This is a genomic window from Caballeronia sp. S22, from assembly GCF_964261745.1.
GTDB lineage: Bacteria > Pseudomonadota > Gammaproteobacteria > Burkholderiales > Burkholderiaceae > Caballeronia > Caballeronia jiangsuensis.
Genome location: NZ_OZ180036.1, coordinates 597525 through 611554, shown reverse-complemented (window position 1 = coordinate 611554; position 14030 = coordinate 597525). Strand labels below are relative to the sequence as shown.

The 14030-nt window shown below is 65.0% G+C and carries 15 protein-coding genes; 7 read left to right on the top strand and 8 right to left on the bottom strand.

Going from position 1 to position 14030, the window contains the following annotated elements:
• Positions 1-230 precede the first annotated feature (230 nt).
• The 7 genes from ACEN42_RS17940 to norR form a co-directional block, all read right to left on the bottom strand.
• A complete protein-coding gene (locus ACEN42_RS17940; protein WP_371882030.1) occupies positions 231-1034 on the bottom strand; it encodes a cytochrome c in 804 nt (267 codons plus the stop codon).
• Positions 1031-2656: a cbb3-type cytochrome c oxidase subunit I gene (locus tag ACEN42_RS17935; protein WP_250484724.1), complete on the bottom strand. Its 1626-nt coding sequence runs from the start codon at positions 2654-2656 to the stop codon at positions 1031-1033. Before ACEN42_RS17935 ends, ACEN42_RS17940 begins: the two co-directional genes overlap by 4 nt.
• The gene (locus ACEN42_RS17930) at positions 2646-3212 is read right to left on the bottom strand and encodes a cupredoxin domain-containing protein (protein ID WP_061161765.1); all 567 of its coding nucleotides are present in this window, start codon (positions 3210-3212) and stop codon (positions 2646-2648) included. Before ACEN42_RS17930 ends, ACEN42_RS17935 begins: the two co-directional genes overlap by 11 nt.
• 27 nt (positions 3213-3239) lie before the next feature.
• On the bottom strand, positions 3240-3410 hold the full coding sequence (locus ACEN42_RS17925) for a hypothetical protein (RefSeq protein ID WP_187606217.1): 171 nt from the start codon (positions 3408-3410) through the stop codon (positions 3240-3242).
• A 14-nt stretch (positions 3411-3424) separates the two neighbouring features.
• Positions 3425-4687 carry a cytochrome c gene (locus tag ACEN42_RS17920; protein WP_371882029.1) on the bottom strand — a complete coding sequence of 421 codons (1263 nt, stop codon included), beginning with the start codon at positions 4685-4687 and terminating at the stop codon, positions 3425-3427.
• Positions 4688-4699: 12 nt separating this feature from the next.
• Entirely contained in the window at positions 4700-5311 is a 612-nt protein-coding gene (locus ACEN42_RS17915) for a cytochrome c (protein WP_371882248.1), read from the bottom strand.
• A 435-nt stretch (positions 5312-5746) separates the two neighbouring features.
• The gene (gene norR, locus ACEN42_RS17910) at positions 5747-7348 is read right to left on the bottom strand and encodes a nitric oxide reductase transcriptional regulator NorR (RefSeq protein WP_371882028.1); all 1602 of its coding nucleotides are present in this window, start codon (positions 7346-7348) and stop codon (positions 5747-5749) included.
• A gap of 126 nt (positions 7349-7474) precedes the next feature.
• On the opposite strand from norR, the gene hmpA reads away from it, so the two are divergent.
• From hmpA to ACEN42_RS17875, 7 genes are all read left to right on the top strand, one after another.
• A complete protein-coding gene (gene hmpA, locus ACEN42_RS17905) occupies positions 7475-8656 on the top strand; it encodes an NO-inducible flavohemoprotein (RefSeq protein ID WP_371882027.1) in 1182 nt (393 codons plus the stop codon).
• Positions 8657-8861: 205 nt separating this feature from the next.
• Positions 8862-9299, top strand: coding sequence for a carboxymuconolactone decarboxylase family protein (locus tag ACEN42_RS17900; protein WP_187606213.1), 438 nt, complete (start codon positions 8862-8864; stop codon positions 9297-9299).
• A gap of 10 nt (positions 9300-9309) precedes the next feature.
• On the top strand, positions 9310-9720 hold the full coding sequence (locus ACEN42_RS17895; RefSeq protein WP_035503615.1) for a cupin domain-containing protein: 411 nt from the start codon (positions 9310-9312) through the stop codon (positions 9718-9720).
• A 16-nt stretch (positions 9721-9736) separates the two neighbouring features.
• On the top strand, positions 9737-10681 hold the full coding sequence (gene tehA / locus ACEN42_RS17890) for a dicarboxylate transporter/tellurite-resistance protein TehA (protein ID WP_371882026.1): 945 nt from the start codon (positions 9737-9739) through the stop codon (positions 10679-10681).
• A gap of 7 nt (positions 10682-10688) precedes the next feature.
• A complete protein-coding gene (locus ACEN42_RS17885) occupies positions 10689-11918 on the top strand; it encodes an NnrS family protein (RefSeq protein WP_371882025.1) in 1230 nt (409 codons plus the stop codon).
• Between the two features lie 75 nt (positions 11919-11993).
• On the top strand, positions 11994-12137 hold the full coding sequence (locus tag ACEN42_RS17880) for a hypothetical protein (RefSeq protein WP_371882024.1): 144 nt from the start codon (positions 11994-11996) through the stop codon (positions 12135-12137).
• A 158-nt stretch (positions 12138-12295) separates the two neighbouring features.
• Positions 12296-12472 (top strand): hypothetical protein, encoded by a 177-nt coding sequence (locus ACEN42_RS17875; RefSeq protein ID WP_371882023.1) that lies wholly within the window; start codon positions 12296-12298, stop codon positions 12470-12472.
• 221 nt (positions 12473-12693) lie between these two features.
• On the opposite strand, the gene oxlT is transcribed toward ACEN42_RS17875, so the two are convergent.
• A complete protein-coding gene (gene oxlT, locus ACEN42_RS17870) occupies positions 12694-14007 on the bottom strand; it encodes an oxalate/formate MFS antiporter (RefSeq protein WP_238213820.1) in 1314 nt (437 codons plus the stop codon).
• Positions 14008-14030: the final 23 nt, after the last annotated feature.

The following is a 14030-nucleotide window of genomic DNA, read 5'->3' as shown; positions in this document are numbered from 1 at the left end:
CGCGAGCCAAGCCCGAGTGGGCCTTCGAGGACGACACTTAGGCGAGTGCCACTTCCGGCTGGCAAGCATGGCCAAACTGCGTGTGACCGTGGGCTTAAACGAGCTGCTTTCTTTGGTTACTTTCTTTGCAGCAGCAAAGAAAGTGACCCCCGCCCCGGGGAGGGGCAGTGCTAGTAGACCACCGCGAATTCAGGATTCCCTAGAAGCACAAGCAATCGCCCCCAAACCCCTCACTTCGCATTCAACTCCCTCGCGTAATACATCGCCGCAGCATCGATCTCCTCGGCAGTCATGTTGCGCGCAACATTGCGCATGACCCCATCGATATCATTCGTCCGAGTGCCGTTAGCGAACGCAACCAACTGCGACTTGGTATAAGCCGCCGGCAAGCCATCGAGCCAGGGGCTGCCCGCCTTGCTATCGATGCCTCCATGACACACCGCACATGGCACGACATTGCGCATCGGCGCCCCATGCGCGACGATCGACGGCGCGAGCGCCTCGCTCACCTTGCGTTGCGCAGGCGGCCGCGGCAGGCTCGCGTAGTAAGCCGCGAGATCGCGCATGTCCTGATCGCTCAGATTCATGGCCATCGGCGACATCACCGCGCTATTACGTGCGCCCTTCTGAAAATCGATCAACTGCTTGTAAATCACCGACGCATATTGCCCCGCGAGATTCGGCGAATTCGCGTCGCTCATGCCGCGCTCGCCGTGGCACATCGTGCACCGCAAGGCGAGCGTCGCGCCGCGCCCGACCGAATTCGCACTCACGTTGACGAGCAATTGCGGCGTGACCTCGACGCTCGTGAGCTTCACCTTCGGCTCGACGGCCGTGCCGCCCTCATACCAGTCGCGCGGCACGCCCGCCGCGCTGCAGATCGCATTCCAGATGCCGGTGAACGGCGCGTCGCGATGCACCGAGGGCAGCCATACGAAACCGATCAGCGCCGACACCACCGCAATGGCGATCGTCCCCAACACGCTGACTGCGAACCAGCGGTTGCGGAATGTGAAGAGGCGTTCGTCGCTCATCGCTGCGCTCCGATCGGCACCGCAGGCACCGCCGTGTCCGAACGCGCGAGCAACTGCGCGATCGGATAGCCGTAGTTGACGAGCGTCAGCCCGATCATCAGCACGAGCCACAGCGCGAAACTGTTCAACGCGACGGGAAGCGTGCGCGGCTCATGCACCGCGCGGCTGAAGCGGAATTCCTCGATCGCCGTCTGCGGCGCGCGATGCGCCTTGATCAGCACGATGAAAAACAGCACCGCCGACACGACCAGAATCAGCCCGCCCAGCACCGAGATCACCACCGAGAGCGCTTGCGCGGCAATCGCCGGATCGCTGTAGTCGTAGAACGCCATGCGTCGCGGCATCCCCAGAATGCCGACGAAATGCCACGGGAACGTGAGCACGATCATGCCGATGAACCACAGCCACAACTGCCAGCGCATCAGCCTCACGCTCTGCAGCGCGCGGCCCGTCAGATGCGGCCACAGATCGTAGGCGATCACGAAGTACATGATGACGATCGCCCCGCCGAAGATCAGATGGAAATGGCCCGTCACCCACTGCGTGTTGTGGATCGTCGAGTCGAGCTGATAGCTCATGTTGATGAGCCCGCCCGCGCCGCCGAAACCGAGCATCACGAAGGAGAACGCGACGGCCAGCATCATCGGGTTGTCCCACGGCAGCGCCTTGATCCAGCCGAGCGGCCCGCGTCCGCCGCGCAGCCGCGCCGCAATCTCCACCGATGCGCTGATCGTGAACACGGTCAGCAGCGTCGGTACGGCGACGAGCGCGGTGAACACCGAATGCATGAACTTGAAACCCGAGCCCACTTGCGGATCGGCGAAAAGGTGATGAATGCCGATGGGCATCGACACGACGAGAAACAGGATGAACGAGATGCGCGCCATCGAATCGCTGTAGAGACGGCCGCCGATCGCGCGCGGAATGATCGTGTAGTACGCGATGTACGCGGGCATCAGCCAGAAGTAGACGATCGCGTGCAGCGTCCACGAGAAGAACACGCGCGCGAGGCCCGCGTCGATGGTCGACTTCCAGCCGATGGCCACGGGCAGGATCATGAACAGCACTTCGATCGCCGCGCCCACCGCCGTCCAGCCCCACAGATACGCGCCGGCCACGGTCGCGAACATCGCGAGCGGCACCGGCTTGCCGCGGTTCTCGCGCTTCCACGACGCGAGGTTCACCGACATCAGCGCGACCCACACCCACGAGCCGACCACCACGAACACGACGCCCACGTAATAGAACACGTTGCCGATCATCGGCGGATAGAAGGTGTAGAGCACCGACGCGAGGCCCATCGCGACGGGCACCGTCGCCGTCACCGCCCCGACCGCGACGAGCCAGAAGCCGAGCCACGCCCAGCGCAGCCCGACGAGCGGGCGCTTGAGCGCAAGTTCGCTGACCGCGTAGCCGAAGCCCATCGCGATGAGCGTCGGAAACGCATAGCCCATCACGGTGCCGTGCTCCGTCACCGAGCGATAGTAGAGCTCGGGATTCTGCAGCCACGGATGCAGCGGGCTGCGCACGAGCATCTGCCACGCGCCGAGCAAAAGCGCGACGCCGAAGGCGCCGAACGCCAGCCAGAAATGCGCGAGTACGAGGCGCTTGCTATTGAACACAGGACACTCTCCGCGAATTGGCCGGCATCTTGTCGGCCATCTGCATGAATTCGGCGCGGTCCACCACCTTCACGTGCGCCCACATGTTCTGATGCCCCGTGCCGCAGTACTCGTGGCACGGCATCAGATGCTCGCCGGGCTTGTCGAAAGTCGTCTTGAACGTCGAGACATAGCCCGGCTCCAGCATCGAATTGATATTCGTGTCAGTGATCAGAAAGCCATGCACGACATCCGAACTCGTCGCGCGGAAAGTCACCGGCACGCCCGCCGGCACAACAAGGCACTGCGGCGTGAACGAGTACTGCTGCGCGACGATGCGCACCGTCACCGAGCCGTCCGTCTCGGGCGCGCTGCCGAGGTTGCTTTCGATGAATTCACCCGATACGTGCAGCGTTTCGGGACGAATCGTCTCGACGCGCGACGGCGGCATCATCGCCCAGTGCAAGCCGGTGTAGACGACCATGCCGACCAGCACGACGACGATCGCGAGAACGAGAATCGCCCAGCGCCGTTCGACCCGTTCGGCGACATCGTGCGAGCTTGGATTGATGGCCATATGCGATGCCTTAATGAACCTTGCGAATCATTGAATCACGCCACGCGGCAGGAACACGGCGAAGTAGAAGACGAACCAGAGGCCGATCACGATCGCGGTCGAGATGCCCGCGAGCGCAATCGCGCCCGATGGGCCGCGCTTCACGATTTCGTCGAGCGCCGCGTCCTGTTTCGCGATTTCATTCGGGTCTTCGGTCATGGTGTCGTCGATGCTCAGTAAAGTGGCGCCGAACGCAGCTCGTTCACTTCCTTCACGGTGACCGGCGCGCCGTGGTTGCCCCACGCGGTGCGGATATACGTGACCACCGCCGCGACCTCGACATCCGAGAGCGACTGCGCGAACGGCGGCATGCCGTAGGGCTTCGGGTTCTTGAAGGTGCCGGGCGGATAACCGCCGTTCAGCACCATGCGGATGGGGTTCACGGCCGAGTTCATCTCGATCGACTGATTGTTCGCGAGCGGCGGGAAATCGGGCGGCTTGCCCTGGCCCTGCGCGGCGTGGCATTCGGCGCATTGCGCGTCGTAGATCTTCTTGCCGAGCGGCGAGAGGCTCGTCTTTTCCTCGGCGACCGCCTGGCTCGGCGGCGCAGATTTGTCGCCGGAACGCGCGGGCAGCGCCTTCAGATAGACGGCCATCGCGCGCACGTCTTCCTCGGTCAGGTATTGCAGGCTGTCGTAGACGACTTCGGCCATCGGCCCGTAGACCGCGCCGCGATTCGACACGCCCGCATGCAGAAGACCGACGATGTCGTCGAGGCTCCAGTCGCCGAGCCCCGCTTCCTTGTTCGACGTGAGCGAGGGCGCGTACCAGTTCTGAATCGGGATCAGGCCGCCTTCGAACGCCTTCGACTTCACGTTGCCGCCGAGCGCGTTGATGGCCGTATGGCACATCGAGCAATGTCCCAGACCTTCCACCAGATAGGCGCCGCGATTCCATTCCACCGATTGCGACGCATCGGGTTTATACACGCCTTCCCTGAAGAAAAGCGAACGCCACCCGAGCAGCAGCTCACGATGATTGAACGGAAACCGCAGCTCGTGCGGCCGGTTCGGCTGATGCACCGCCGGCGTGGACATCAGGAATGCGTAGATCGCATCGGAATCGGCGCGCGTGACGTTTGTATACGACGTGAAGGGCATCGCCGGATAGAGCAGCGAGCCGTCGCGCGACTTGCCCGTGTGCATCATCGTGTAGAACTCTTCGGCGGTCCATTTGCCGATGCCCGTGTCCTTGTCCGACGAGATGTTGGGCGTATAGAGCGTGCCGAAGGGCGTGTCCATCGGGCGGCCGCCGCCGAATGTCTTGCCCGCGGGCAGCGTATGACACGCGATGCAGTCGCCCGCGCGCGCGCGATATTCGCCGCGCTTGACGGTGGCCGCGTCCGCGCCTTGCGCCACAGCGTGTTCGATCGGCGCGGCGCACGCCGCCAGGAAGACCGCGACGGTCAGCGCTCGGAAATGTCGAAATCGGAGCACGTCGGGTCCTCGTTAGTTATGGACGCTGCCGCACGCGAGCGGCATCTTGAACGAGCCGGCAGCGACCGGCACCGGGTCCGACGGCGCGGGCAGCGACGCGAGATACGCCGCGATCGCGGTGATGTCGCGGTCGTTCAGCAGCTTTGCGACCTGCCCCATGCAATCCGGCGCGACGGTCGAGCGCGTGCCGTAACGCCACGCGCCGAGTTGCGCGCTGATGTAGTCGGCATGCAGGCCGAGAAGGCCGGGGATCGCGGGCTCCATGCCCGTCATCGACGCGCCGTGGCAGCTCAGGCAGGCGGGCACCTTGCGCGACGCATCGCCTTTCGTGACGAGCGTCTTGCCGAGATCGAGCGTCTTCGCATCGACCCTGACGGGCGCGGGCGGCGCGAACGGCGGGCGCTCGCTCGCGAAGTAATCGGCGATCTGCTTCAGGTACGCGTCGGGCAGATACGCGAGCAGGTAGTTCATCGGCGGATACTTGCGCCGGCCGTCGCGGAACGCGAGGAGCTGGTTGTACAGATAACCGGCGGGCTTGCCGGACAGACGCGGGAAATAGTCGTTGTCGGTGCCCTCGCCGTGCGCGCCGTGACAGGCCGCACAGCCCATCACGCGGGCCTGCATGGTATCGGGCGCGCGTTCGAGTGCCGCGTCCGCCGCGAACGCGCCGAAGCTGAAAAACGCGAAAAGCGCGGATAAAAAGAAACCGCAGAGCTTTGCCACGTTTCGCACGTAACCCCCGTTGTCGATTTGCCGTGTTCGAGTTGCCGGACGTGTGAGGCGTGCATCCGACGCGGTTCTTCAGGGCGCTGCGATGTTCTTGGTGCCGATGGGTTGCGCTTGGCTTTTCTGATCTTAGAAGAGACAGCCCGTTTTTCCCAGCTTGGCGATTGTCTCAATGCACAACGCCGACGCGCTTGACACAACTCAATGTTTTTTGCGTTTGAACAATGAAACGCATTTTTTTGAGACAGTAAATTGCTTGAGTCCAATCGGCGGAGGTTTGCGGATCGCGGCTTTGAATGATCGGAGCGATCATTTCAAGATACGCGATGCCGTTCACTTGAGGCCGAGACGCCTGGCGAGCCGATTGAGATTCGCGCGATCCAGACCGAGCTCGCGCGCCGCCGACGCCCAGTTCTGGTTGTGACGCTTCAGCGCATCGAGGACGAGCGAGCGCTCGTAGGTCGTCACCGCGTCGCGGAAATCCGTGCCCGGCGCGGGCAATGGCGACGCCTGCGCCGGCGGCGCGCTGTCCGCGGCCATCACGCCGTCGCCGTTGAGCATCAGATCGGCGGCGGTGAGCGTGAGGATGCGCGGACGTTCCCGATGCGCCGCCAGCGCCTTCAACGCGCTGCGCCCGATCAGATGCTCCAGCTCGCGCACGTTGCCGGGCCAGCGATACGCGAGCAGCGCGGCCTGCGCGTCGGCGGAAAGGCGCAGGCTGAGCAGCCCGAGGCGCGAGCGATTCTCTTCGAGAAAGTAGCCCGCGAGCAGCAGGACATCGCGTCCGCGCTCGCGCAACGGCGGCACCACGAGCGGATACACCGACAAGCGATGATAGAAATCCGCCCGAAAGCGCCCTTCGCGCACTTCTTCGGCGAGATCGCGATTCGTTGCGGCGATGAGCCGCACATCGACCTTGTGCTCGTTGTCCGAACCGATGCGCTGCAACTGCCCGTTCTGCAGCACGCGCAAAAGTTTCGCCTGGACGGGCAGCGGCAATTCGCCCACTTCGTCGAGAAAGAGCGTGCCGCCGTCCGCGAGCTCGAACTTGCCGCGCCGGTCCGACGACGCCCCCGAGAAAGCGCCGCGCACGTGCCCGAACAACTCGCTCTCGACGAGCGTATCCGGCAGCGCCGCGCAATTCAGACTGACGAGCGGCTTGTCGGCGCGCGGCGACAGCGCGTGGATCTCGCTCGCGACGAGTTCCTTGCCGACGCCCGTCTCGCCGGCGATGAGCACGGTCAGTTCGCTCGACGCGACGATCGCGATTTCCTCCAGCAAGCGGTTATGCGGCCCGCTGCTGCCGATCATTTCGCGCCGCCGCGGCCCGCTCGCCTGCCGGTAAACCTCCGCGCGCTGACGCTCGGCCTCACCTCGTTTCGCGAGCGTATCGATGCGCTCGGCCACGCGCACGGTCGCCGCCGCGAGACTGAGAAATGCCTGCAGCGATGCCATGTCGATGTTGTCGAAGCGCGCCGGATCGAGCGCGTCGAGCGTCAGCAGGCCCCAGGCGCGCCCATTGATGAGGAGCGGGCAACCGAGGCAGTCGTGCACTTCGAGATGGCCGCTCACGCCCTTGACGAGGCCGTCGTAGGGATCGGGAAGATCGGAGCTGGCGGCGAAGCGCGTCGGCGCCTCCTGCGCGAGGATGCGCGCGAATCGCGGATGTTCGCTCACGCGAAAGCGCCGGCCGAGCGTATCGCTCGACAAACCGTCGATGGCGAGCGGCACCAGCGTGTCGCCGTCGAGCCGCAGCAGCGCGGTGGCGTCGCCCGGGAAGAGCGCGCGCAGCGTGTGCAGCAAGCGGCGGTAGCGCTCGGTCTCGGGCATCTCGCTCGACAGGTCCTCGATCAGCGGAACGAGCGCATCGAGCAGCACCCGCGAAGTCATTGCGACTACTTCTGTAGTCTTTTGGACTAGAGTCGAATCGACCATGAATGCCAATAAGCAATTGATTTAGCTACGATTCTACTCTGGCACGGTTCGTGTATGAGAAATATCCGAAGAATTTCGATGCGGAAGCGCCCGCTTCCGCCTTTCATCACAACGAGGAACCGAAGAATGCTGTCAGCCGAACACCGTGCCATCGTCAAGGCAACCGTCCCTCTTCTGGAAAGCGGCGGCGAGGCGCTCACCACGCATTTCTACAACAAGATGCTCACCGAATACCCCGAAGTGCGGCCGATGTTCAATCAGGCGCACCAGGCAAGCGGCGCGCAGCAACGCGCGCTCGCCAACGGCGTGCTGATGTACGCGCGCCATATCGACGAACTGGAGAAGCTCGGCGGCCTCGTCGGCCAGATCATCAACAAGCACGTCGCGCTGAACATCCTGCCGGAGCATTATCCGATCGTCGGAAGCTGCCTGCTCAAGTCGATCCGCGAAGTGCTCGGCGAGGAAATCGCCACCGACGCCGTCATCGAGGCATGGGCCGCCGCGTACGGGCAACTCGCCGATCTGCTGATCGGGCTCGAGGAAGGCATCTACAGCGAGCGCGAAAACGCGCCGGGCGGATGGCGCGGCACGCGACGTTTCGTCGTCGCCCGCAAGGAACAGGAAAGCGACGAAATCACGTCGTTCTATCTCGTGCCCGAAGACGGCGGCGCGCTGCTCGACTTCCATCCGGGTCAGTACATCGGTCTGCGCGTGCTGGTCGACGGCGACGAACTGCGCCGCAACTATTCGCTCTCGGCCGCGCCGAACGGCCGCGAATATCGCATCAGCGTGAAGCGCGAGCCGAACGGCAAGGTGTCGAACTTTCTGCACGAAAACGTTCGGCAGAACGACGTGCTCGATCTCTTTCCGCCCGCCGGCGACTTCAAGCTCGCACAGGGCGAAAAGCCGCTCGTGCTGATCAGCGGCGGTGTCGGCATCACGCCGACGCTCGCGATGCTGCAAGCCGCGCTCGAAACCAAGCGCCCAGTGCACTTCATCCACTCGGCGCGGCACGGCGGCGTGCATGCGTTCCGCGCGGCCATCGAGGAACTGGCGGCGCGTCATCCGCAGCTCAAGCGCTTCTACTGCTACGAGCACAAGCGCGACGGCGATCATGAAGCGCACGGCATCGGTTTCGTCGACGAAAAGCTGCTCGACACGTGGCTGCCGAAGAACCGCGATGTCGATGCGTATTTCCTCGGCCCGAAGGCGTTCATGAAGGCGGTGAAGAAGCATCTGAAGACGCTCGGCGTGCCCGAGGCGCAGAGCCGTTACGAGTTCTTCGGCCCCGCCGCGGCGCTCGACTGATTGCGCGCGTGAGGCTGCGTCCATCGACCCGCGGCATATTGGGCCGCGGGTTTTTTTGCGCCCTCACATCATCGGAAAGCGGCCGTTTAGTGGTCACCTGAAATTCCAGAAAATCGGTCATTTCAAAAAGCCACCCGGAAGCCTAATCTTCTCTTGCCGCGCCGCTTTGGCGCACTTTCCAAACCCAAGCAAAGAGGATACTTCAATGGAACCCCGTCTCGACTTCTACAAAGCCAGCCCCGCCGCGATCAAGGCGCTCGTCGGCGTCGAAGAGCGTATCGCCAAGTCGGCGCTCGAAAAATCGCTGACCGAACTGGTGCGCCTGCGCGCATCGCAGATCAACGGCTGTGCGTTCTGCGTCGACATGCACACGACCGATGCGCGCAAGGGCGGCGAAACGGATCGGCGTCTCGCGACGGTGGTCGTGTGGCGCGAGACGCCGTTCTTCACCGATCGCGAACGCGCCGCGCTCGCCTGGACCGAAGCGCTCACGCTGGTGTCGCACGACCACGTGCCCGACAGCGTGTGGGAAGCCGTGAAGCCGCACTTCAGCGACGAGGAAATCGTCGACCTGACGCTGCTCATTTCCGCGATCAACAGCTGGAACCGCTTCGCTATCGCGTTCCGCAAGACCCCTGCTTGAGGACATCGACATGAGCATGCGCAAGTCTTTGGTTCTGGCGGCCGCGCTGATGATCGGCGCGGCGCATGCCGGCGCGCACGACACCACGGGTGCGGAGGTCGTCGCGCCGGTGATGAAGCAGGCCATTCCCGAGGCAGCCGGCAAGAACGTGCTGATGGCGACCGTCTCCTACAAGCCGGGACAGGCGTCGGAAGCGCATATGCATCCGGGGTCGATCTTCGCTTACGTGCTCGAAGGCCATGTGACCTCGCAGCTCGAAGGCTCGGCTGCGAAGACGTACGGTCCTGGCGAATCGTGGTACGAACCACCGGGCGCGCATCACATCGTGTCGAAGAATGCGAGCGCGACGAAACCGGCGAAGCTGCTCGTGTTCGCGATCGTCGGCGAGAACGATCCGGTCAAGCAGCCGATTCCGCACTGACCGGGGCGATGACATCGTGAACCGTCCGCGCGTCCCCGCTTCGCTCTTCAGCATCGTGCTCGGCCTGTCCGGGCTCGGGCAATCGTGGCGCGTCGCGGTGCGACTGTGGCACGCGCCGGCGGTCGCAGGCGAAGCGGTGCTCGCCGCCGCGACGCTCGTCTGGGGCGCGCTCGTGCTCGCGTACGGCGCGCATGCGCTGCGCGATCCGGCGCGCGTCGCCGATGAATTCGCGCATCCGGTCGGCGGCGCGACGCCCGCGCTCATCGGCATTTCGACGTTCCTCATCGCGCAGGCGGTGCTGCCGTATTCGCGGCCGCTCGCCTGGCTTCTGACGATCGCGGGCATCGCCTGGCATCTCGCGTTCGCCGTGTGGCATACGGGCAGGTTGTGGCAAGGCGGCCGCGAAATCGCCGATACCGCGCCGACGATCTATCTGCCGACCGTCGCCGGCAACTTCACCGGCGCGGCGGCGCTCGGCGCACTCGGCGCCGCCGACTGGGCGTGGCTGCTGCTCGGCGCGGGCGTCTTCTCGTGGCTCGCGCTCGAACCGCTCGTGATCCGCAGGCTGTGGCATCGCGAGCCGATGCCGGTCGCGGAACGCCCGCTCGTCGGCATCCAGTTCGCACCGCCGGTCGTGTGCGCGGCGGCCGTGCTGGCCGTCGAACCGGCTTCGACGGATCGCTGGCTCGTGATGCTGCTCGGCTACGGGCTTTTTCAGTTGCTCGTCGGCTTGCGGCTGAAATCGTGGCTCGGCGCGCAGCCGTTCGCGTATTCGTGGTGGGCGTACAGCTTCGGCGTGGCATCGGGGACGCTCGCATGCGTGAAGCTCGCGCTCGCCGGCGTGCCCGTGGCGCATGCGCTCGCATTGCCGATGTTCGTCGGCGCGAATCTTTTCATCGGATATTTGTGCGTGCGCTCGCTCGCGTGCCTGGCGCTCGCGCGCACGACGGTTTCATCGTGAGGACGTCATGAAGATCGCAGAACCCAACACCGTTTTCGTCGCGGCGCCGCTTAGGCGCGATCCCAATCATCGGCGGCGCGTCGCGCTGCTCGATCTCGGCTTCCGGCCGTTCTATCTGTGCGGCGCGGCGTTCGGTGCGCTCGCGTTGACGGTGTGGCTGCTCGTGCTGTCGGGCGTGCCGCTATACGGCGGCTATCTGCTGCGCGCAGACCCGATCGGCTGGCACGCGCACGAAATGGTGTTCGGCTTCGCGGCGGCGATCATCGTCGGTTTTCTGCTGACGGCCGTGCGCGCATGGACCGGACGCGACACGGCGAAAGGCGCGACGCTCGCCGCGCTCGCGCTGCTGTGGCTCGCGGGGCGCGTGCTCGTGTGGAGCGGCCCCGCGCTGCCGGCCGCGATCGTCGATAGCGCGTTCCTGCCCGTCGCCGCCCTCCTCTTGCTGCGCGTGCTCGTGAAGGCGGGCAACCGGCGCAACTATTTTCTCGCCGTCGTGCTGCTCGGGTTCGGCGCGCTGAACGCCGCGTTTCATGGCTTTGCATTCGACGCACGCGCCGATCTCTCGATGCGCGCCGTGTATGCGTCGGCGGGCATCGTCGTGTTGCTCGTCAGCGTGATCGGCGGACGCGTGATCCCGATGTTCACCGCCAACGCGATTCCCGGCTTCGTCGCGGGTCGCTGGCGCATCGTCGAGTCGACGCTCGCGCCGCTCACGCTCGCCGCGTTCTTCGCGGATGCCTTCGCGCTCGATGCCGCGATCGTCGCGCCGCTCGCCTTGCTGGCGTGCGCCGTGCACCTCGCGCGCATGATCGGCTGGCGCTCGTACGCGGTGCGCGGACGGCCGATTCTCGCGATCCTGCATCTCGCCTACGCATGGCTGCCGCTCGGCTTCGCGCTGCTCGCGCTTTCGGCGTTCGGATGGACGCGCGTGCCCCATAGCCTCGCGATGCATGCGTTCGCGGCCGGCGCGATCGGCGGTGCGATCATCGCGATGATCACGCGCACCGCGCGCGGGCATACGGGACGTCCGCTCGTCGCGGACAAGCGCGATGTCGCGTGCTATGCGCTCGTGATGGCGGCGGGCGCGCTGCGCGTGCTCGGGCCGCTCTGCGTGCCTGCCTGGCATTCGACGTGGATCTTCGCTGCGGGCATCTGCTGGGTGCTCGCGTTCGCGCTCTATGTCGCGGCTTATGCGGCGCCGCTCTGGAAGCCGCGCGCGGATGGCAAGCCGGGTTGAATCGGCGACATTGTTTGACATCGGGATACGGCGGTTCCGCGAGAATCGCGTTCCGTTCTCCGTTCCGATGTCACCATGAAGCACCTTCGTTTTCTTTGCGCCGCGGCGACGCTCATCGCCGCTTCATTCACGCTTTCCGGCTGCGGCCTTTTCGGCTGCAGCGGCTTTGCTACCAATGGCGGCGGTTTCGGCGGCTGCAGCGTCGGCACCCGCTTCTGATTCGCCGCCCCTCCACATGCGGGGCTCGCATCGTCTATCTCCTGAATAATCGCGGTCTCCCCGCGCGAGCCGGGTTTGCCTGCTTGCCCTTCGCGACGACACTACGTTCATTGGGCAACCGTCGGCGATATCCGAAGCCGGCATCGACTGGAGACAGCATGAACGCTCACGCAAGTCTGGTTCTTCTCGCTCTCGTGTCGCCGGCGTGCGCGCTGGCATTCCGGGCGTGGGTCGCCAGCATCGACACACGCGTGCCGCGCCTCGCGTATTGCGCCGCGCTTCGAGGCGTGTCGAATCCGCGGCGTCATCTGCTTTCGTTTCGCGCGTCGCCGTAGTCCGCGACGGCGCCGAACGCCCATCCTGCTGCCGCGGGATCGCTCGAATCACGGGGATAAGAGAGCGAGGAGACCACCTGCCGGCGGCAAGACAAAAGCGCATCCGCAACGCGGCGTCACACGCCGCACATCAGTCGCAAGCCGCGGAAAGCGCGAGCTCGATAACTAGAAAACGGGCGACACGCCGGGTCGCCCGTCCAGCCGGCATCACGGCTCCGCCATCATTCCTTCACTGTCGTGTACGACATGTCCAGCGACGCGGCACGCGCATGTTTCTGCGAATGTGCGTTACGCATCGGCTTCAGCACGAAGAGCGCGAGCAGCGCCGACAGCGCCGCCATGCCCGCCGCGAGCATGAACACGGCGTGCCAGCTTCCCGTCATCGACGTGATGACGCTCGAGAACGGGACGAGCAACGCCGCCGTGCCCTTCGCCGTGTAGAGCAGACCCGCGTTGGTCGCCGCGAATTTCGGACCGAAGGTATCGCCGCACGTCGCCGGGAACAGGCTGTAGATTTCGCCCCACGCGAAGAACACGATGCCGGTCAGCACGACGAACGCCACCGGATCGTGCCCGTACTTCGACAGCGCGACGATGCCCACCGCTTCGATCGCGAACGCCATGAACATCGTGTTTTCCCGCCCGATCCGATCCGATACCCAGCCGAAGAACGGTCGCGTCAGGCCGTTGAGCACGCGGTCGATGGTGAGCGCGAAGGTCAGCGCGGGCAGCGTCAGACCGAGTATCGACACGGGCGAATCGTGCAGCCCGAAGTCCTTCGCGATCGGGCCGAGCTGCGCCGTCGCCATGAGGCCGCCTGCGGCCATCATCACGAACATCAGGTACATGACCCAGAAGATCGGCGATGCCAGCACCTGTTTCGGGCTCGCGTTGTAGACGGCCGCCTTCACCGCGCTCTTCACCGACGCGATCATCTGCGCGGGCGGCGCATAGAGCGCCATGCCGAGCAGGAACACGATGAGCCCCTGCCCGAGACCGAACCAGAGGAACGTCGCTTCATAGCCGCTCGACTTGATCATGTGCGCGATCGGCACGACGGTCGCAGCCGAGCCCATCCCGAAGCCGGCGGCCGTGATGCCCGCGGCCAGTCCGCGCCGCGCCGGGAACCACTTGAGCGCGTTGCCGACACACGTGCCGTACACCGCGCCCGCGCCGACCCCGCCGACAGCCGCGGCGAAGTACAAAAGCGGCAGCGACGATGCCACCGAGTTGAGCGCCCACGCGATCGCGCACAGGAGGCCGCCGCCGACCACGACGGGACGCGGCCCGTACTTGTCGACGAGATAGCCTTCCACCGGCACGAGCCATGTCTCCGTCACGACGAAAATCGTGAACGCCACCTGAATGGCCGCGCGGCCCCAGTGGTACTTCTCGTCGATCGGGTTGACGAAGAGCGTCCAGCCATACTGCATGTTCGCGATCATCGCCATGCAAATCACGCCGAAAACCAACTGCACCCACGGCGACGCCAGGCGCGACGCCTTTTCATCGCGGCCCATCTGGTTCATTCCCATGCCTGTCTCCTTGGCAAATTGCC